The following is an 18,990-nucleotide window of genomic DNA, read 5'->3' on the forward strand; positions in this document are numbered from 1 at the left end:
AGCCCGATCCAGACCACGACGTCAGTTTCGAGGGAGGAAACCATGAAAAAACTTATGATCACGTCGGCCTTCGCGATGGTCGCAATGGCCGGAGGCGCCTATGCCCAGACAGCGGCCTGCCTCATCACCAAGACCGACACCAACCCGTTCTTCGTGAAGATGAAGGAAGGCGCGACCGCCGCCGCCGAGGAGGCCGGGATCGAGCTCTCCGCCTTCGCCGGCAAGTATGACGGCGACGTAGAGACCCAGGTCGCCGCCGTTGAGTCCTGCATCGCCGCCGGCGCCAAGGGCATCCTGATCACGCCGACCGACAGCCGGGCCCTGGTGCCTGTCATCACCCAGGCCCGCGAGGCCGGTGCGCTGGTCATCGCGCTCGACACCCAGTTCGAGCCGGCAGACGCCGCCGACGCCACCTTCGCCACCGACAACTTCAAGGCTGGCGAGCTGATTGGCCAATGGGCGGCCGCGACCCTCGGCGACGAGGCCGCGAATGCCAAGATCGCCCTGCTGGATCTCAACGCCTCGGAGGTCTCGGTGGACTACCAGCGTGACCAGGGCTTCCTGACCGGCTTCGGCATCGACGTGAAGGACCCAAAGGACATCGGCGACGAGGATGACCCGCGCATCGTCGGCAACGACGTGACCGACGGCTCGCCCGACGGTGGCCGGACCGCCATGGAGAACCTTCTCCAGATCGATCCCGAGATCAACGTCGTCTACACGATCAACGAGCCCGCCGCGGCTGGCGCCTACGAGGCGCTGAAGGCCGCCGGCAAGGACGAGGGTGTGCTGATCGTCTCCGTCGACGGCGGCTGCCCGGGCGTGAAGGACGTGGAGGCCGGCATCATCGGCGCGACGTCGATGCAGTTCCCGCTCCTGATGGCTTCCAAAGGCATCGAGGCGATCAAAACCTTCGCGGAGACCGGCGAAAAACCGCAGAACTCCGAAGGCCTCGACTTCTTCAACACCGGGGTCGAACTCATCACCGACCAGCCGGTCGAAGGCCTTCCCTCGCTCTCTTCCGCAGAGGGCCTGGAGAAGTGCTGGGGCTGACGCCTTCGGGATTTCAATGGCGGCGGCGCGCTCGCGCCGCCGCACCCGCAACTCCCGGTTCCGGATTCTGAAGCGACTATCTGCCTGCGCACCCCGCGAGGCAGGGGGAGGATATCATGTCAGACACAAGCGAACCGGCCCGCAAGGGCCAGGACTTCGAGCAGACATTGGACCGGAGCGACTCGAGGGTCGCCGAGTTCGATGCCAGGCGGCATTCGCCGATCGAAAGGGTGCAGCACGTGCTGCACGACAACCCGACCCTCGTTCCCGTGATCGTGCTGATCATCAGCCTCATCGCCTTCGGGCTGATCGCCGGGGGCAAGTTCTTCTCCGCCTTCAACCTGAGCCTGATCCTTCAGCAGGTCTCGATCATCGGGATGCTGGCCGCGGCGCAGTCGCTGATCATCATCACCGCGGGCATCGATCTCAGCGTCGCCGCGATCATGGTCCTGATGTCCGTGATCATGGGCAATCTCGCCGTCTACATGGGCGTACCGAGCGGGATCGCGATCCTCGTCGGGTTTGCCGGCGGTGCTGCGGCGGGGCTGTTCAACGGTCTGCTGATCACCAAGATCAAGCTGCCGCCCTTCATCACCACGCTCGGCACCTGGTCGATCTTCTACTCGCTCCTGCTGTGGCTCTCGGGAGCGCAGTCCATCCGCGGCACCGATATCGACGCCAACGCCCCCTTCCTGAAGTTCTTCGGCTCCACGATCGAGCTCGGCGGGGCCAGGATCACGCTCGGCTCGCTGCTCATGGTGCTGATCTTCGTCGCGCTCTGGTACATGCTCAACAAGACCCCCTGGGGCCGCCACGTCTACGCCATCGGGGATGACAAGGAGGCAGCCGAACTGTCGGGTATCCGCACGGACCGGGTCCTGGTCTCCGTCTACATGCTCGCGGGCTTCGTCTGCGCGGTCGCCGGCTGGGCCTCCATCGGCCGGGTCGGTTCGATCTCGCCGCAGTCGTTCTACGAAGGAAACCTGCAGTCGATCACCGCCGTGGTCATCGGAGGCATCTCGCTCTTCGGCGGACGCGGCTCGATCATGGGAGCGCTGTTCGGCGCGCTGATCGTCGGCGTCTTCCAGTCCGGCCTCCGCATGGCAGGGGTCGACGTGCTCTGGCAGGTCTTTGCCATCGGCTGGCTCATCATCATCGCGGTCGCCATCGACCAATGGATCAGAAGGGTCTCTGCGTAATGTCCGATCAGACACCAATCGTTCAGGGTCGCAACATCGTGAAGCGCTACGGCCACGTGACCGCGATCGACCATTCCGACTTCGAGCTGCGCCAGGGCGAAATCCTGGCCGTCATCGGGGACAACGGCGCCGGCAAGTCTTCGATCGTCAAGGCGATCTGCGGGGCCGTCACGCCCGACGAGGGCGAGATCCTCATCGAGGGCAAGCCGGTCCACTTCACCTCGCCCATCGAGGCACGGGAGATGGGGATCGAGATCGTCTACCAGACGCTCGCGCTGTCGCCGGCGCTCTCCATCGCGGACAACATGTTCATGGGCCGCGAGATCCGCAAGGAAGGCTGGATGGGCAAGTGGTTCCACATGCTCGACAAGAAGAAGATGGAGGATTTCGCCCGCGACAAGCTCACCGAGCTCGGGCTGATGACCGTCCAGTCCATCTCCCAGCCGGTCGAGACGCTTTCCGGCGGCCAGCGCCAGGGCGTCGCCGTGGCCCGCGCCGCGGCATTCGCGACGAAGTTCATCATCATGGACGAGCCGACGGCCGCGCTTGGCGTCAAGGAGAGCCGCCGGGTTCTGGAGCTGATCCAGGACGTCAAGGCGCGGGGCATTCCGATCATCCTGATCAGCCACAACATGCCCCACGTCTTCGAGGTAGCGGACCGCATCCACATCCACCGCCTCGGCAAGCGGCTCTGCACCATCGACCCGAAGGACTACACCATGTCCGATGCGGTTGCCTTCATGACGGGCGCCAAGGAGCCCCCCGAGCAGCAGGCAATGTAGACCCGTGCAACCGGTCCAGCGGATCGCGCCAAAGCCACCAGCATGTGGCTTTGGCAATTTGCGGCTGATGATTTCGGCCGATTGTTCGGGCGTCTGACCCCGAATGCCCTCGCCCGGCATGGCCGCCCTATGACCGTTCGCCCCCCCGACGTGCATCTTCGCGGTCACATGCGGCGGCTTGGAGTGGGCGACGCCGGGTCCCCGCCAACCGGAATGGCTTCCCGGTGCCGTGCCTTCTGCGCTCAGAATCCAGCGGCCTGGCCGTCCTTGCGGGGATCGGAGCCGGCGGCGTAGCCGCCGCCCGGCAGGCGATGCACCAGTTGCGCGCCGCCGAAGCTGAAGGCGTTGTCGGGGGCCTGCACGGTGATCTGGTGACCGAGAGCGCGCAGCCCCTCGACGATCTCGGGGGACAGTCCCGGCTCGCAGGCGACTTCCAGCCCGCTCATCATCCGCCACCGGGGTGCGTCGGCGGCTGTCTGCACGTCTTGCCCCCAGAGTTCGGTGCGGAGCAGCAGTTGCACGTGCCCCTGGGCCTGGATCGGGCCACCCATCATGCCAAAGGCCATCAGCGGCGCGCCCTGCTTCATCGCGAAGCCCGGGATGATCGTGTGGAAGGGCCGCTTTCCGCCACCGACGCAGTTCGGGTGGCCGGGAATGGTGTTGAAGCCAAGGCCACGGTTCTGCAACGCGATGCCGAGGCTCGGCACGGCCACCCCGGAGCCGAACCCCGCGTAGTTCGACTGGATGAAGCTGACCATCATGCCGGAGGCGGCCGCCGTGGCCAGCAGGACGGTGCCGCCGCGTTTCGGCGCGCCCGGCCCGTGGTCGATGGCCCTCTCAGGGTCGATCAGCGCGGCGCGGGACTTCAGGTAGTCCGGGTCGAGCAGCGCGGTTTCATCGACCTCCGTCATGTGATCACGGTCCGCCACGTAGGCATGCAGGTCGCGATAGGCGAGCTTGATCGCCTCGATCTGCAGGTGCACGGCGGCCAGGTCGTCCGGCCCGTGCTCCCGGATCGTGGTGTGCTCGAGGATGCCGAGCGCCATCAGCGCGGCGATGCCCTGCCCGTTCGGCGGGATCTCGTGCAGCTCGACATCGCCGAAGCGCTGGCTGATCGTGCCGCACCAGTCGGCGCGGTGGCTGGCCAGGTCCTCCAGCGTCATGGCGCTGCCGTTGGCCCGCAGGAAGGCCACGAGTTCCTCGGCGATCTCGCCCTCGTAAAAGGCCCGGCCGGCGGTTTCCGCGATGGCGCGCAGGGTCCGCGCGGCGCCCGGGTTGCGGAAGCGCTCGCCCGGACGGGGCACCTGCCCGCCGGGCATGAAGGTCTCGGCGAAGCCGGGTTGGCCGGACAGGATCTCGGCGTCCTTGGCCCAGGCCCTGGCGACGACCGGCGAGACGATGAAGCCCTCTTCGGCATAGCGGATCGCGGGGGCCAGCACCGTGGCGAGGTCGAGCGTGCCGAACCGCTCGGAAAGCGCGGCCCAGGCACTGACCGCGCCGGGAACGGTCACGGTGTCGATGCCGATTTCCGGCATGCCATCGGGAAAGCGCTCCGGCGTCCAGGCGGCTGGCGCGCGGCCGGAGGCGTTGAGCCCGTGCAGCGCCTCGCCGTCCCAGAGGATGCAGAAGGCGTCCGACCCCAGCCCGTTGCCCGTGGGCTCGACAATGGTCAGGACCGCGGCCGTGGCGATCGCGGCATCGACGGCATTCCCGCCCTGCTGCAGGATACCCAGCCCGGCCTGCGTGGCCAGCGGCTGCGAGGTGGCGACGACATTCTCGGCCAAAACCGGCGAGCGGCGCGACGGGTAGACGGGATCGTGGCGGAACTTCATCTGGCGTCCTTTGGAAAGGCAGTTTCACGTGGCCCGCTTTCGGACCATCTGGCGCTGCCGAAGCGAGCGCCGCTCCGCCTCTATAATCAGGACGCAGGGCGCGGGACAGCGCATCACCGACCGGGCGCATGGCATTCCCGAAAAGCCGGTCTCGATCCGGTCGGTGTGCCTGCGGCGACATCACGTTAGATTGTGCTGGCTCGACGGTTCGTTGGCCAATAACCTGCCGCCGTGCGGATCAATTTTTTGCCGCCTACAGGTCGAGGAGGAGCTTGGCCGAACATGTTGTTGAAGAGATTTCACCGCCCATCCACCGGTCCGCTCCCGCGGTTCATCCTGATACCGGGCCTCGCAGCCCTGAGTGCCATCGGCTTGGCGCCAGCGCCGGTCGCTGCCCAGATGCTGGTTGGCGACGGAACCGTCACCTGCGGGGCAGATCATCTTGTCGAGAGCGGCGACACCCTCAGCCGGCTCGCCGAACGCGCTTATGGCGACCCGCAGCTCTACGGTTTCATCGCCGACGCGAACTGGGACGCTCTCGGCGGAAACATCGAGAACATTGCCGTCGGCATGTCGCTCGCGATTCCCTGCGTCGATACGAGCGGCGAGGTCCTTTCGGTGGCGCAACGCGCCGAGATCGCGGAGTCGCTCGAGGAGGTCATTGCCGTCGAAGGGGTGCTCACCCCCGACGAACTGGACATCCTCTTCGGACCGGTTGCGCTCTTTCCCGACCCTGTCCTGACGCCCGTGCTCGTCGCCGTGACCTTTCCGCTCGACGTGGTAAAGGCGGGCCGTTTCGTGGAGGAGACGGAGGCGCTGCCGGACGGGGAACGCGCGTCGCAGGCGGCGGACCAGCCCTGGGACAGCAGCGTGCGCGAACTCGCCGCCGGTTTCCCCGACCTGGTGAACCGGATGAACGAGAACCTCGACTGGACCGAACAGTCCGGGGAGGCGGTGGTCGCGCAGACGGACGGCGTGCTGGATGCCATCCAGCGGCTCCGCCAGAAGGCGATCGACAACGGGTACCTGGTCGACAACGACGCACAGGTCGTGGAGCAGCAGGGCGACACCATCGTGATCAACCCGGTCAGTCCGGGCGTCGTCTACGTGCCCGTCTACGACAGCCAGGTCGTCTATACCACGCAGGTGGTCGATTACCCTCATTACCACTACGGGCCGGTGTACGACGATGATGACTGGGACGAGGTGATCATCGGCGGCGGCATCCTTCTTGGCGCAGCAATCATCCTCGACGAGATCTTCGACGACGATGACTGGGATGGCTGGGGCGACAGGGACGAGATCGACTGGGATCGCGGGGACATCACCATCGACCGGGGCGATATCGACATTGATCGCGGCGACATCAACATCGGCGGCGACGGCATCACCATCGGCGACGGGGACCGCCCACAGATCGGGGATGGCGACCGTCCGCAGATCGGCGATGGCGGCCGGGTGAGCATCGGAGACAGCGACCGCCCACAGGTCGACCGTGGCGATCTGGAAACCGTGCGGGAGGGCCTGTCGAACGGCGACCGGCCTGCGGCAGGAACGCTTCCGGCCAACCGCGCCTCGATCTCCAGCACGGCAAGCCGCGAAGCCGCCCGCAAGAAGATCGAAGCGCGGAAGTCGACCGGAGTGCAGCCCGCGCAACTGACGGCATCGAGACCCACGACTTCGCGCCCATCGCTCGCGCCGGCGCAGCAGCGGGTGCCGAACCGCGCAACCACGAGCCGGCCAACGACCAGCCGCGCGGCGACGGTCAGCCGGCCCTCGGCTCAGCGCATGCCGACCGCGCGGGCGCCGAGCCGGTCCAACACGTTCAGCCGGCCATCCGGCGGCGGCCGCGCTGCCGCGGCGAGCAGTCGAGGCAGGGCCAGCATGGGAGCGCGCGGCGGTGGCGGCCGCGGTGGTGGCGGGAGACGCTGAGATGAAGACACTTCTCTTGACCGGGGCGCTGGCCGTCCTCTTGGGCACCGCCGCGATGGCACCGGCGGACCCGGCCCGCTTCGCGTCACCCGAGGAAGCGGTCGCGGCCCTGATCGCAGCCCTGGAGGCTGGAAGCGAGACTGCGGTTCTCGACGTGTTCGGCCCCGAGAATGCCGATATCGTCTCCACCGGCAACGCCGAGGAGGATCGGCAGATCTGGGGAGACTTCCTCCGAGATGCGCATCGGGTGAACCGGATCGAGCGCGACGGCGAGGACCGCGCCATTCTTCATGCGGGGCGGGACTTCTGGCCCTTCCCGGCACCGCTCGTCCGGACCGACGGGACCTGGAGCTTCGACGCCGAAGCCGCTCGCGAGGAGGTCCTGATGCGCCGCATCGGCCGCAACGAACTCGCGGTGATCGAGATCCTGCGCCGCGCACCGGAGATCCAGCGGACCTATCGCGAGACCGACCACGACGGGGACGGCGTCATGGAGTTCGCGGCGGCGATCCTTTCCAGCCCCGGCGCGCGCGACGGCCTCTACTGGCCGGAAACGCCCGGAGCCGCGCCGAGCCCGTTCGACGATGTGATCGCCCGCGCCAGCTTCGACGGCTACAGCGAGAATGGCGAGGATCGCGATCCCGAGCCCTTCGAGGGATATTACTTCCGCATCCTTCAAGCCCAGGGCGACGTCGCGCCTGGCGGCGCCTACAGCTACATGGTCGCTGGCAACATGGTCGCGGGTCATGCGCTTGTCGCCTACCCCGCGGCATATGGCGATACCGGCGTGATGAGCTTCCTCGTGGCAGAGGCCGGGATCGTCTACGAGGCCGATCTGGGCGAGGAAACCCTCGCGCGGGCCCAGGAGATCGACGCGTTCGATCCCACCGAAGAATGGGTGCCGGTGCAGGATTGATCGGACCGCCTCCGTCCGTTTCGACGCCACCACGCGGGCGCCGGAAATCGACCCGTCCGCCCGGGGTGCGTTGCGTGGACGCACAGCGCTGTTGACTGCGGAGCAGTAGCCGGCAGAGGCTGCGCCGAGGCAATCGGAACTGGAGCACAGGGTGCACGCACAACTGGCCGTGCTGGCCGTTTTCGTCTTTCTCTACAGCCTCGTGTCGAAGCGGCTGGAGCGAACCAATTTCTCCGGCCCGATGATGTTCGTGGCCGTCGGATTCATCCTCGGGCCGGGACTGCTCGGATGGTTTCCGGGTGAAAGCCCGGACGGCCTCCTGCGCTGGCTGGCCGACCTGACGCTGGCGCTCTTCCTGTTCATCGATGCGGCCAACGCCGACCTGCCAACGCTCCGGAAACGCTACACGATACCTGCCCGGATGCTGCTCTTCGGCCTGCCCGGCGCGATGCTGCTCGGCTTCATCTTCGCACTCGCGCTCTTCGACAGCCTGAGCGCATACGAGGCCGCGATCCTGGCGGTCATGCTTGCGGCAACCGACGCGGCACTGGGCAAGGCCGTGGTGACGAACCCGGCGGTCCCGTCCCGGCTGCGCGAAGGATTGAACGTGGAAAGCGGATTGAACGACGGGCTCTGCGTGCCCTTCCTGTTCCTGTTCATCGCCCTGGAACTGGGCACCAGCGAGGGGACCGGCTACGGGCTGACGCTTCTGGCCGAGGAGCTGGGGATCGGCCTGCTGGTGGGCCTCGGGCTGACCGCGGCCGGGGGCGCGCTGCTGCGGATCTGCTGGCGACGGAGCTGGGTGTCGGAGACCTGGCTCCAGATGACCACGGTGGCGCTCGCCTTCGCCTGTTTCGCCGTCGCCCAGAGCCTGCACGGCAGCGGCTACATCGCCGCGTTCACCGGCGGCATGCTCTATGGCTTCATCGCCCACGGCAAAACCCACAAGCTGGTGCATTCGGCCGAGGGGATCGGCGAGGTGCTGGCGCTGCTGACCTGGATGCTTTTCGGCGTGGCCGTTGTCGGCTCCGTGCTCGACCACGCAACGTGGACGATCCTCGTCTATTCGCTGCTCAGCCTGACGGTTGTCCGGATGCTCCCGAACTACCTCGCGCTGATCGGAAGCGGCGAGCCGCCGTCCAGTCGCCTGTTCCTCGGCTGGTTCGGCCCGCGCGGAATGGCCAGCATCGTCTTTGCCATCATCGTGCTGGAGCACGGCGTGTCCAACGGGGAGTTCATCGCCCTCGTGGTCGCCTGCACGGTCCTGCTGAGCCTGATCCTGCACGGGATCTCCGCCAATCCGCTGGCGCGCTGGATTGCGGGCCTGGATCGCGAGCAATCCTGACCGCCCGAGTCGCGCACGCTTGATGAGGCGGCGGCAGACGTCCCGACGCGCCTACTGTCGGCCTCGCCGAAGGGCTGGACATCCACCCGGACCCGGTAGCTGCCGGTCATGGCGGGGTTTCCGGTTCTGCATTTGGACCGGCGGGGGCGCGCAGTCTACTTGTGGTGGACCCCCTCGCCCTCCCCTCGCCCGGCACCTCGATCTTGCAGCCCGTCCACCCTCGCCCTGTCGTCACCGCCGCTCCCCGTTCCGCGGCCGGGCTGAGCCCCGCAGGCATGCTCCGGCGCGCGGCGCGGCGGCTCGAGGTCCGCTCTGTCGACCTCGTGCCGGAGCATTTCAACCGGACCGAGGGCTACCGCGCGGCTGTGGCGGTCGCGGTGCCGCTGCTGGTCGCCGTCGCTCTCGGCTCCAAGGAGATGAGCTGGGCGGTCTTTGCCGCTTTCTGGACCTGCCTCTGCGACGCCCCCGCGCCCGACCGGCAGCGCCGGCAGATCCTGTCCGCCTTTGCCGTGTTCGGTGCGCTGATCGCGTTCGTGGGTTCCTGGAGCGCTTCGGCCACGCCCACGGCGAGCATGGTGGCCGGGCCGGTCATGGTGTTCCTGATCATCCTGCTGTCCTCCGCCTTTCCCTCGGCCGGGCTGCTCGGCACGCTCCTGGCAGTAGTTGCCGTGGTCGCGGTGGGCTTTCCCGCCGACCCGGGCACCGCGACGGTCCAGGCACTGGCCTATCTCGGCGGGGCATTCTGGGCGTTCCTGCTGATCACCGCCTTTTGGCGGCTGGAGCCGACAGCGCCCCTGCGCCACGCGACCCATGCCGTCGTCCTGCGTCTCATCGACATGGCCGAGGCGCTGGTGGCGACCGGCGACGGCTCCCACCGGGACGCGCAGTGGCACAGCAACCATGCCGAACACCGGCGTGCCGTTCGTCTCGCGGTCGAGCGGCTCAACACCTTGCTGGAGCGCTATCGGAACGAGCCTGACGATACCCTCGCTCCGTTCCTGAACGCCCGCGATGCGCTGGAGAAAACCTTCAACGCGCTGATCGCCCTGGATCACGCCTTCATCCACCGATCGGGGACCGCGGTGGAACGGATCGCCACCGCAGACGCCTTCCGCGCCGCCATGCTCGGATGGCCCGTCGACCGGGAAGAGACCGCGCCGGACGACGCCCGCCTCCGGCGCGGGATCGACCGCATCCGCAGGATCCGAGGAAAGCAGAGCGACCCGCTGATGATCGGCTGCCTGATCGCACTGGAAAACGCGACGGACCTCCTGCGGCCATCACCTGACGCCCCCGCAGAGATCCCCCCGCGCACCGCCGGCCACCCCAGCGGCAAGCTCCGCTTCCAACCGAAATACGCCATCCGGCAGACCGCCGGCGTGGTCTGGGTCTATTATGCCGCGATGGTCTTCGGCCTCGGCTATCCCTACTGGGCGAGCATGGCCGTGATCGTCGTGCTTCAGGGCGGCGCGCGGATCACCTGGACGCGCGGGCTCGAACGCATCCTGGGCAGCCTGCTCGGCGGCTCGATCGCGCTCCTGCTGCTGCATGCAACCCACAGCGCGGCGATCCTGTCGCTTGGCGCGATTCTGCTGGCCGCGGTCGCGATCGCGCTCAGAACGGTCAACTACACGGTCTTCGTCATCTTTCTGACCATGCTGTTCATCATCGTGACGGAGATGCTTCAGCCGGGCACCGGCATCGCCTCGGCCCGGGTTCTGGACAACATGATCGGCAGCATCGCGGCGATGGCGGCGGTCTTCGCGATCTGGCCGGAGACCGAGCCATCGCCACGCGACCGGATCGAACGGGGAGTGGAGGCCCACCGCGCCTATATCGAGGCCGTCCGCTCCGAGGCCCCGGCGGCCGAGATCCGGGCCGCGCGCCGCGCCGCGGGCCTTGCCAGCATCGAGGCCGAGGTTGCGGTGCATGGCCTTCCCGGCCTGACGCGCCGCTGGAAGAAGCTGCCCCATGCCGACGCCTCCGCACTCAAGGACCTGCGGGAGATGGCCGGGGAAGGCGCGGTGGCCTGGCACCGGCGCCTGGCCATCCGCACGTCGCGACCGAGCCCCAACACCTGAGGTGGCCGCTCGAAGTGGGCGCGGCTAAGGTGGCCCGGAAAAGCCCTGCCCGCCGCAGAGTTGCATTTCCCCGCGCTCCGATGGATACGGATTTGTTACTTTTTGTCTCCCGGAGCCCGTATGACCGCCACGTCGATACGCCAGAGCACCCCGTCATCTGCAGAGATCTTCCGGCTGGCATGGCCGCTTGGTCTCAAGGCGATGATGCTCCACGGCATCGTGGTGATCGATGCCTGGCTGGTCTCGGCGCTCGGCGAGGAATCGGTGGCGGCGATGGGCCTCGCGGCGACGGTCGGCGGCCTGCTGCTCGGCGTGCTCTTCGCCTTCTCCAACGCCGCGCAGATCAGGATCGCGCAGGCCTACGGATCGGGCGACCCGGTCTCGCTCAAGACCGGCGCCTACATCGGGCTGCTGATCAACCTCGTCTCCGCCCTGCTCGGCATCTTGCTGGTCTGGATCTTCGGGGACCGGGTCATCGAGGCCTTTGCCCACACCCCCGACATCGCCGCGCAGGCCGTCAGCTACCTCTCTGTCTTCATGTGGGTCGTCCTGATGGAGGCGGTGGCGCAATGCCTCGGCAGCTTCTTCAACGGATGCGGGCGCACCACCCTGCCCGCCTACAGCTATCTCATCGCCATCCCGATCAACGTGGCGGTCAGCTACTCGCTGATCCACGGGCATTACGGGATGCCGGAGATGGGCGTGGCGGGCGCAGCCGTTGGCAGCGCCATCTCCTCGCTCACCCGCGCGCTGTTTCTCGGCGCGCATTTCCTGCGGCTGACCGGCGGCTACCGGGATGTCACGGGCTGGCGGAACGGCACCTTCGGCGCCTCCCTGCACCGGCACCTGGTCTTTGCCATGCCGATCGCCGGGCAGTTCATCTCCATGGTGATCGTCAACAACATCTGCATGTTCATCTACGCCAAGATGAGCGTTAACCAGTTCGCCGCGATGACGCTCATCAATCCCTGGGTGATGGTCGCGGGCAATTTCAGCACCGCCTGGGGCATGGCGACGGGGATCGCCGTGGCGCAGATGCTCGGCAACGGGCAGAGCGGGCCGGAGTTGAACGTCTTCCTGCGCCGCGCCTGGTGGGGGGCCTTCGTGGCCGCGCTGATCGTCGCTGGCTGCTTCCTCGCGCTCTGCCTGTCGGTGGACGCGATCTACGCCAGCCTCGGAACCGAGACGCGTGCTGCGCTGGTCTCCTTCCTGCCCGTTCTGCTGCTCATGCCGCTGCTGCGCGGGTCGAACATCATGTGCGGTCACACGCTTCGCGCCGGAGGGGACACGCTCTATTCGATGAATGTGCACGTCCTGACGCAATGGCTGTTCCGGGTCCCGATGGTGGCGCTCTTCGTTCTCTGGCTGGACCTATCGGCGACCTGGGTCTTCTCGCTGATCCTGTTCGAGGAGGCGCTGAAGTTCCCGTTCTTCCACAGGCGGGTGCTTCAGGGCGAATGGCGCAAGGGACCTGCCGAGGAATAGGTCCGACCCGGAGCGCCGTTGTCGCGTCGGCTCGACCAAAGCAGCCGCCGCAAATTCATGGGATGTATTATCCGGGATTTGCGCCGATTCCGCCGACAAATTGACACTGCATGACATTTCACGCATAAGTCATCCCATGTTAAGCCCCTCGGATGCCCACGGGCCATCCGACGGCGACACTGCCAGAACCCCGGACACCAAGGCTGCCAGATCATGACCACGCGAGCCCCGATCATCCTCCACGAGACGGATACGATTGCCATTCTGCCCAGCGGCGCAAGGGCGGGCGAGGATCCTCTGGGCATCGGCGCTCCGCTGGCAGCCCCGGTGCGCGCGGGACACAAGCTTGCCCGTCGCGACCACGCGGTTGGCGAGGCGATCCTGAAGTTCGGCCAGATCATCGGACGGGCGAGCGAGGAGATTCCGGCCGGCGCCCATGTACATTCGCACAACTGCGCCTTTTCCGATCATGAGCAGGATTATCGGATCGGCGGTGACCTCGAGGCTTCGAAGGCCGCGATCCCGGCCCTCGAGGGGCGCAGCTTTCTCGGGTACCGCCGCGCCAATGGCCAGGTGGGCACCCGCAATTTCATCGCGCTTTGCGCAACCGTGAACTGCTCGGCCACGGTGATCCGTCAAGCCGCGCAGGAGCTGTCGCTCTCGGGTGATCTGGACGCCTTCGAGAACGTGGACGGCGTGGTCGCCTTTGCACACGGCACCGGCTGCGGCATGAACATGAAGGGCAAGGGTTTCGAACTGCTGGAGCGCGTGCTCTGGGGGCATGCCACGCATCCCAATGTCGGCGCGGCGATCTTCGTCGGGCTGGGCTGCGAGATGATGCAGATCGCCCACATGAAACATCTCTACGACGAACAGCATGCGGATCGCTTCCACGGACTGACCATCCAGGAGACCGGCGGCACCCGGGCGACGATCGAGGCCATCAAGGCGAAGGTCAGGGACCTGCTGCCCGAGGTGAACGCCGTGCGGCGCGAACCCTGCCCGGCCTCCGACCTCAAGATCGCCCTGCAATGCGGCGGCTCGGACGGTTTTTCCGGCATCACCGCAAACCCGGCGCTCGGCGTCACCTCCGATCTGCTGGTTGGCCTCGGCGCCACGGCCATCCTGTCGGAAACGCCCGAGATCTACGGCGCGGAGCAATTGCTGCTGCGCCGCGCCACGAGCCCCGAGGTCGCGCAGAAACTGCTCGACCAGATCCACTGGTGGGAGAATTACGTCCAGATCAACCAGGGCAGCCTCGACAACAACCCCAGCCCCGGCAACAAGGCCGGCGGTTTGACCACCATCCTCGAGAAATCCCTCGGCGCGGTCGCAAAGGCTGGCGCGACGCCGCTCACGGCGGTCTACGACTACGCGGAGAAGGTGACAGCGCCGGGTTTCGTCTACATGGACACGCCGGGCTACGATCCGGTCTGCGCAACCGGCCAGATCGCGGGCGGGGCACACATGGTCGTCTTCACGACGGGCCGCGGTTCGGCCTTCGGCTCGAAACCGGCGCCCACGATCAAGGTCGCGACCAACGACACCCTGTTCGCCGCGATGCCCGATGACATGGACATCAATTGCGGTGACGTTCTCTCCGAGGGCGTGCCTCTGACGGACAAGGGGGCGGAGATCCTCGAGATGATCCTGGCCGTGGCCTCGGGCCAGAAGACCAAATCCGAGCTTCTGGGCCTGGGCGACAACGAGTTCGTCCCCTGGCAGGTCGGCGCGGTGATGTAAGGGCGGAAACCGCTCAGCCTGCCCCTCCCGGGCTGGCGGTGCGGCTCTCGATCTCGCCGGGGTTCTCGGCGACCCATTCCAGCACCCCGCTGATGTGCAGCCACATCGCGCTCTTCGCCGCCTCCACGTCGCGAGCCTCGATCCCGCGCAGGATCATCGCATGCTCGGCGCAGACATCCGCAAGGTCCTGTTGCCGCCAGATCCGCGCGCGCATCGTCGGCCCGGACACCAGGCGCAGGAGCGATGTCAGGATCGGGTTTCCCGCGATCTCCGCGAGACGCTCGTGAAACGTGGTATCCGCCTCCATCATCGTTTCGGACGACTCGGCTTTCGCCATTTGGGCGAGGCTGTCCCGCAGCCGCTCCAGCTCGGTTTCCGTCCGTTTCGCCGCGGCGATCCCGGCCACGTGGAACTCGATCATGCGGCGGATCTCGAGAAACCAGATGATCGCCTGCGGCCCCGACACGTCGACGGCAAAGCGCAGGGCGTCGAGCATCCCGGCCGGGTCCAGATCCGAGATATAGGTGCCGTCGCCCTGCCGCGCCTCGAGGATGCGCATGGTCTGCATGGCCCGGATGGCCTCGCGCAGCGAGTTGCGTGAAACGCCGAGTTGCGCCGAGAGTTCGGCCTCGTTGGGCAGGCGGTCCCCCGGTCGGAAGGCACCGGTCCGGATCAGGTCCTGCAGAAGCGAAATGGCCAGATCAACCTTGGTGATGCTCATGACCTGATCCTCCCCGCCCGCGGGCCAAGTTGTTCGGAGAGCGCGTGGCGCTGTCGTCCCCCGGTTTCGTCCGAAGGTATGCGGCGCCGCGATGGGCCTGCAAGCGACGTTTCGAAAGGACCGTGGCCACGCCCGTCAGGTCTTTGGCAAGCCCCTCGACGGGGCGCCCGGGCCGCTTTGCTCCGGTCCCGCGCCATCCGGAGGCATTCGCCTCCCCGGCTCGGGCCGGGAAGGCAGCCATTGAGGACCCCTCCGATCACACGAAACGCAGATCGAGCGTCGCCTGGTTCCAGAGGTTCTTTCGCGGCCGGATCGGGTCGAACCTGAAGGGCGTGTGCTGCCCCTCCTGGAACCGGACGCGCCGGCGCCCTTCGGCCTCCAGATCGTTGATCGGTCGGTTCTCGTGCGCCCGGCCGCCCTCGTGCGCGACGAGGTACTTCAGACCGCCGACGGACCGCCCGGCAACCCGGTCGTAGACGTCGAAGACCAGCGGCGCATGGGCCGGGATCGTCGGGTGCAGGGACGACCAGGGCTGCCAGCTGCGGAAGCGGATGCCGGCGACGTAGGTGTCGGGGGCGACCCGCTGCAGCGGCACCTCGACCTGGTTGCAGGTGATGACGAAGCGGCTGCCGAGATCCCCCTCGACCTTCAGCTCCACCCGCTCCAGCGAGCTGTCCACGTAGCGGGACGTGCCGCCGCCGGTGGCCTCCTCGCCCAGCACCAGCCAGGGCTCGATCCCGTTGCGCAGGGTGAGCTTCACCCCCTCGACCGTCGTGTGCCCGACCTCGCCGAAGCGCATCTCGTATTGCGCGTCGTACCAGTCCGGCCGGAAGACGAACCCGTGGGCGGTGCTGAGGTCGTCCAGGACCTGGTTGAAATCCTCGCGGCAATAGTGCGGAAGCAGGTACTTGTCGTGCAGCTCCTTGCCCCAGTGCACCAGCGGCTCGGTGTAGGGCTTGTCCCAGAACCACGCCAGCAGGCCCCGCATGACCAGCGCCTGCGCCATGCTCATCTGCCAGTGCGGCGGCATCTCGAAGCCGCGGAACTCCACCAGCCCCAGCCGGCCCGTGGGACCGTCCGGCGAGAACATCTTGTCGATGCAGATCTCGGCCCGGTGCGTGTTGCCGGTCATGTCGGTCAGCAGGTGGCGCAGGATCCGGTCGGCTAGCCAGGGGAAGGCCTGTCCGCCCGCCTGCATCCGGGAGAGTTCGCTGAGCGCGATCTCCATCTCGTAGACCCGGTCCGCCAGCCCTTCGTCGAAACGCGGTGCCTGGCTGGTGGGACCGATGAAAGTCCCGGAGAAAAGGTAGGACAGCGAGGGGTGCCGCTGCCAGTAACGGATGATGGAACCGACGAGGTCCGGCCGCCGCAGGAACGGGCTGTCTGGCGCCGTTGCGCCGCCCACGACGATATGGTTGCCGCCACCGGAGCCGGTGAGCCGTCCGTCGACCATGAAGGTGAAGCTGTCGAGCCCGCACTGGCGGGCTTCCTCGTAGAGCGCCTCGTTGATCTCCTTGAGCGACTGCCAGTCCTTCCCCGGATGGATGTTGATCTCGATGACGCCCGGGTCGGGGGTCACGCGGATCACGTTGAAGTTGCCGTCGCGCGGCGGCTCGTAGCCCTCGATCCGGACCGGAAGGTTCATCGCCGCCGCGGTCTCCTCGACCGCCTCGACGAGGTCGAGATACTCGTCCGAAGAGCCCGTCGGCGGCATGAAGACATGCAGGATGCCGTCCCTCGGCTCCACCGCCAGCGCGGTGCGGATCGGCATGCCCTCGACCCAGTAGCTGTATTCGCCCACGAGCCAGTCATCGGAGCTATCTACATCGCGCATCCAGACGGACTCGTCGAAATCCTGTGCCGGACCGGGCGCCGCATCCCGGCGCTTCTGCCGGATCCTGCGCACCGGCTGCGCCTGCGGTGGCATGACGTAGCCATCGGGCAGCGGTGCGGTCGGCTGTCCCGGCCCGTAGCCTGTCCCGAAATAGGGCGTGTCGAGGTATTCCTCGGTCTCGTATTCGGTTTCCGTTCCCCGGTAGGGCCTGCGTCGCGGCGGCAGTCCCTTACGCCGGCGGAGCATGGTGTCGCGGAAATACTGCTTGAACTCCTCGGTCCTGGAGAGCGAGTTCAGCGGCAGTCGGTAGCCGGCCGGGCTGTCGCCGGGCAGCAGGAAGAGCTTGTCGCGCCGCGTGCCCCAGTGGTCGGACGCCCAGCGGAACCGGCGCCGCTTGCTGGCCTGGGCCTGAGCCAGCTGGATCGGGATCACGTAGCTGACGGGGTTGCTGAGACCGTTGTTGAGCATCCGCACGAGGCGCGCGCGTTCCTGCGGATCCTCGAGCTGGTTGTCCTCGACCGTCACGTTGTCCGGCAGCATCGCTTCCTTGCCCATGAAGTGCATCGGGTCCTCGTAGACCGGATGGGCATAGGCATCGTCCTCAAGTTCCAGCGCGTCGAGCAGGCGTTCGGAAAACTCCGCCGCCGTCTCATGGGTAGCGTGACCGGTGTTTTCCCGCGCAAGCAGATCGGCATCCGACCAGAGCGGCAGCCCGTCGCCGCGCCAGATCAGCGAATAGGCCCAGCGGGGGAGCGGCTCCCCCGGGTACCACTTGCCCTGCCCGTGGTGCAGCACGCCATGCGGCGCGAAACGATCCCTGAGCCGGCGAACAAGCCGGTCGGCATAGACACGCTTGGTCGGGCCGACGGCTTCCGTCGTCCATTCCGCGCCGTCACGGTCGATGGCCGAAACGAAGGTCGGCTCCCCGCCCATGGTGAGGCGCATGTCCTGGGCTTGGAGCTTGGCTTCCACAGCCTGTCCGGCGCGGTCGATCTCCGCCCATTGCTCCGGCGAGAGCGGGCGGGTGACGCGCGGCGGCTCGTCGATCCGCTCCACCGACATCTCGAAGCTGAAGGTCACCTCCGCCTCGTCGTGCGCGCCGGTGATCGCGGCGGCGGACGAAGGCTCGGGCGTGGCCGCGAGCGGGATATGCCCCTCCCCGGCGAAGAGGCCCGAAGTCGGATCCATCCCGACCCAGCCCGCGCCGGGCAGGTAGACCTCGCACCAGGCGTGCAGGTCCGTGAAATCGTTCTCCGGTCCCGCCGGGCCCTCGATCGGCTTGAGGTCCGCCGTAAGCTGGATCAGGTATCCCGAAACGAACCGCGCCGCGTACCCGGCTTCCCGCAGCATCGCGACCATAAGCCAGGCGCTGTCCCGGCAGGAGCCGAGCGCCTTGCGGATGGTGACGGCCGGGCTTTGCACCCCCGGCTCCATCCGGATCGTGTAGTCGATCCGCTGCGAAAGAAACCCGTTCAGCGCCACCAGCCAGTCGTTCGTGCGTCCTTCCTGCTTTGGCGACTGTTCGACGAATTCCCTGAACGTATCCCCCCGGCCCACCTTGCGAAGGTAGGGCCGCAGATCCTTGAGCTGCGCGCTGGTGTACTTGAACGGAACTTCCTGGCAATCTTCCTCGAGGAAGAAGTCGAACGGGTTGATCGCGACCATGTCGGCGACGAGATCGACCGTGACCGAGAACTTCCGCGTGGGCTTTGGAAAGACCAGCCGCGCGTGCCAGTTGGCATAGGCGTCCTGCTGCCAGTTGAGAAAATGATCCTCCGGCTCGATCTTCAGGCTGTAGCTCTTGATCGGGGTCCGGCTGTGCGGTGCGGGACGCAGGCGCACGACGTGCGGCGCGAGAGTGACCAGGCGATCATATTCGTAAGTTGTTCTGTGACTTAGCGCTACGCTTATGGACATGCATTTGCCGCTTTTTCTCGCAGCCTCGAAACATTTTCGGAGCTGCTGTTTCGGACCCGCCTTTTCTGGCGCTTCCTTCGTGTTTGCGGGTCCGAAGTGATCGTGGTCAACCCCTTTGTTGCGCGGCAGGTTTCGCGGCTCTGCGCCGAA

At 67.0% G+C, this 18,990-nt stretch carries 12 protein-coding genes; 9 read left to right on the plus strand and 3 right to left on the minus strand.

Annotated features, from left to right (window positions below):
- Positions 1 to 42: 42 nt before the first annotated feature.
- The 3 genes from CHB86_RS20800 to CHB86_RS20810 all read left to right on the plus strand — a co-directional run bounded on the left by CHB86_RS20800 (position 43) and on the right by CHB86_RS20810 (position 3,034).
- A complete protein-coding gene (locus CHB86_RS20800) occupies positions 43 to 1,053 on the plus strand; it encodes a substrate-binding domain-containing protein (protein ID WP_089235040.1) in 1,011 nt (336 codons plus the stop codon).
- Between the two features lie 116 nt (positions 1,054 to 1,169).
- Positions 1,170 to 2,252 (plus strand): ABC transporter permease, encoded by a 1,083-nt coding sequence (locus tag CHB86_RS20805; protein ID WP_089235041.1) that lies wholly within the window; start codon positions 1,170 to 1,172, stop codon positions 2,250 to 2,252.
- The gene (locus tag CHB86_RS20810; RefSeq protein WP_089235042.1) at positions 2,228 to 3,034 is read left to right on the plus strand and encodes an ATP-binding cassette domain-containing protein; all 807 of its coding nucleotides are present in this window, start codon (positions 2,228 to 2,230) and stop codon (positions 3,032 to 3,034) included. The genes CHB86_RS20805 and CHB86_RS20810 overlap by 25 nt, the downstream gene beginning before the upstream one ends.
- A gap of 242 nt (positions 3,035 to 3,276) precedes the next feature.
- Here CHB86_RS20810 and CHB86_RS20815 read toward each other — a convergent pair whose 3' ends face one another.
- Positions 3,277 to 4,866 carry a gamma-glutamyltransferase family protein gene (locus tag CHB86_RS20815; RefSeq protein ID WP_089235043.1) on the minus strand — a complete coding sequence of 530 codons (1,590 nt, stop codon included), beginning with the start codon at positions 4,864 to 4,866 and terminating at the stop codon, positions 3,277 to 3,279.
- Between the two features lie 282 nt (positions 4,867 to 5,148).
- Here CHB86_RS20815 and CHB86_RS20820 point away from each other — a divergent pair, with 282 nt between their 5' ends.
- The 6 genes from CHB86_RS20820 to CHB86_RS20845 all read left to right on the plus strand — a co-directional run bounded on the left by CHB86_RS20820 (position 5,149) and on the right by CHB86_RS20845 (position 14,368).
- Positions 5,149 to 6,798: a DUF3300 domain-containing protein gene (locus CHB86_RS20820; RefSeq protein ID WP_089235044.1), complete on the plus strand. Its 1,650-nt coding sequence runs from the start codon at positions 5,149 to 5,151 to the stop codon at positions 6,796 to 6,798.
- 1 nt (position 6,799) lies between these two features.
- The gene (locus tag CHB86_RS20825; protein WP_089235045.1) at positions 6,800 to 7,714 is read left to right on the plus strand and encodes a DUF2950 domain-containing protein; all 915 of its coding nucleotides are present in this window, start codon (positions 6,800 to 6,802) and stop codon (positions 7,712 to 7,714) included.
- Positions 7,715 to 7,865: 151 nt separating this feature from the next.
- Positions 7,866 to 9,059: a cation:proton antiporter gene (locus tag CHB86_RS20830; protein ID WP_089235046.1), complete on the plus strand. Its 1,194-nt coding sequence runs from the start codon at positions 7,866 to 7,868 to the stop codon at positions 9,057 to 9,059.
- 275 nt (positions 9,060 to 9,334) lie between these two features.
- Positions 9,335 to 11,140 carry an FUSC family protein gene (locus CHB86_RS20835; RefSeq protein WP_089235047.1) on the plus strand — a complete coding sequence of 602 codons (1,806 nt, stop codon included), beginning with the start codon at positions 9,335 to 9,337 and terminating at the stop codon, positions 11,138 to 11,140.
- 120 nt (positions 11,141 to 11,260) lie between these two features.
- Positions 11,261 to 12,625, plus strand: a complete 1,365-nt coding sequence (locus tag CHB86_RS20840) for an MATE family efflux transporter (RefSeq protein ID WP_089235048.1) — start codon at positions 11,261 to 11,263, stop codon at positions 12,623 to 12,625.
- 213 nt (positions 12,626 to 12,838) lie between these two features.
- The gene (locus CHB86_RS20845; RefSeq protein ID WP_089235049.1) at positions 12,839 to 14,368 is read left to right on the plus strand and encodes a UxaA family hydrolase; all 1,530 of its coding nucleotides are present in this window, start codon (positions 12,839 to 12,841) and stop codon (positions 14,366 to 14,368) included.
- Between the two features lie 13 nt (positions 14,369 to 14,381).
- On the opposite strand, the gene CHB86_RS20850 is transcribed toward CHB86_RS20845, so the two are convergent.
- Positions 14,382 to 15,089, minus strand: a complete 708-nt coding sequence (locus tag CHB86_RS20850; RefSeq protein WP_089235050.1) for a FadR/GntR family transcriptional regulator — start codon at positions 15,087 to 15,089, stop codon at positions 14,382 to 14,384.
- 256 nt (positions 15,090 to 15,345) lie between these two features.
- Positions 15,346 to 18,840: a transglutaminase family protein gene (locus tag CHB86_RS20855; protein WP_089235051.1), complete on the minus strand. Its 3,495-nt coding sequence runs from the start codon at positions 18,838 to 18,840 to the stop codon at positions 15,346 to 15,348.
- Positions 18,841 to 18,990 lie beyond the last annotated feature (150 nt).

This window comes from Tropicimonas sediminicola (assembly GCF_900188335.1).
GTDB classification, from domain to species: Bacteria; Pseudomonadota; Alphaproteobacteria; order Rhodobacterales; family Rhodobacteraceae; genus Tropicimonas; species Tropicimonas sediminicola.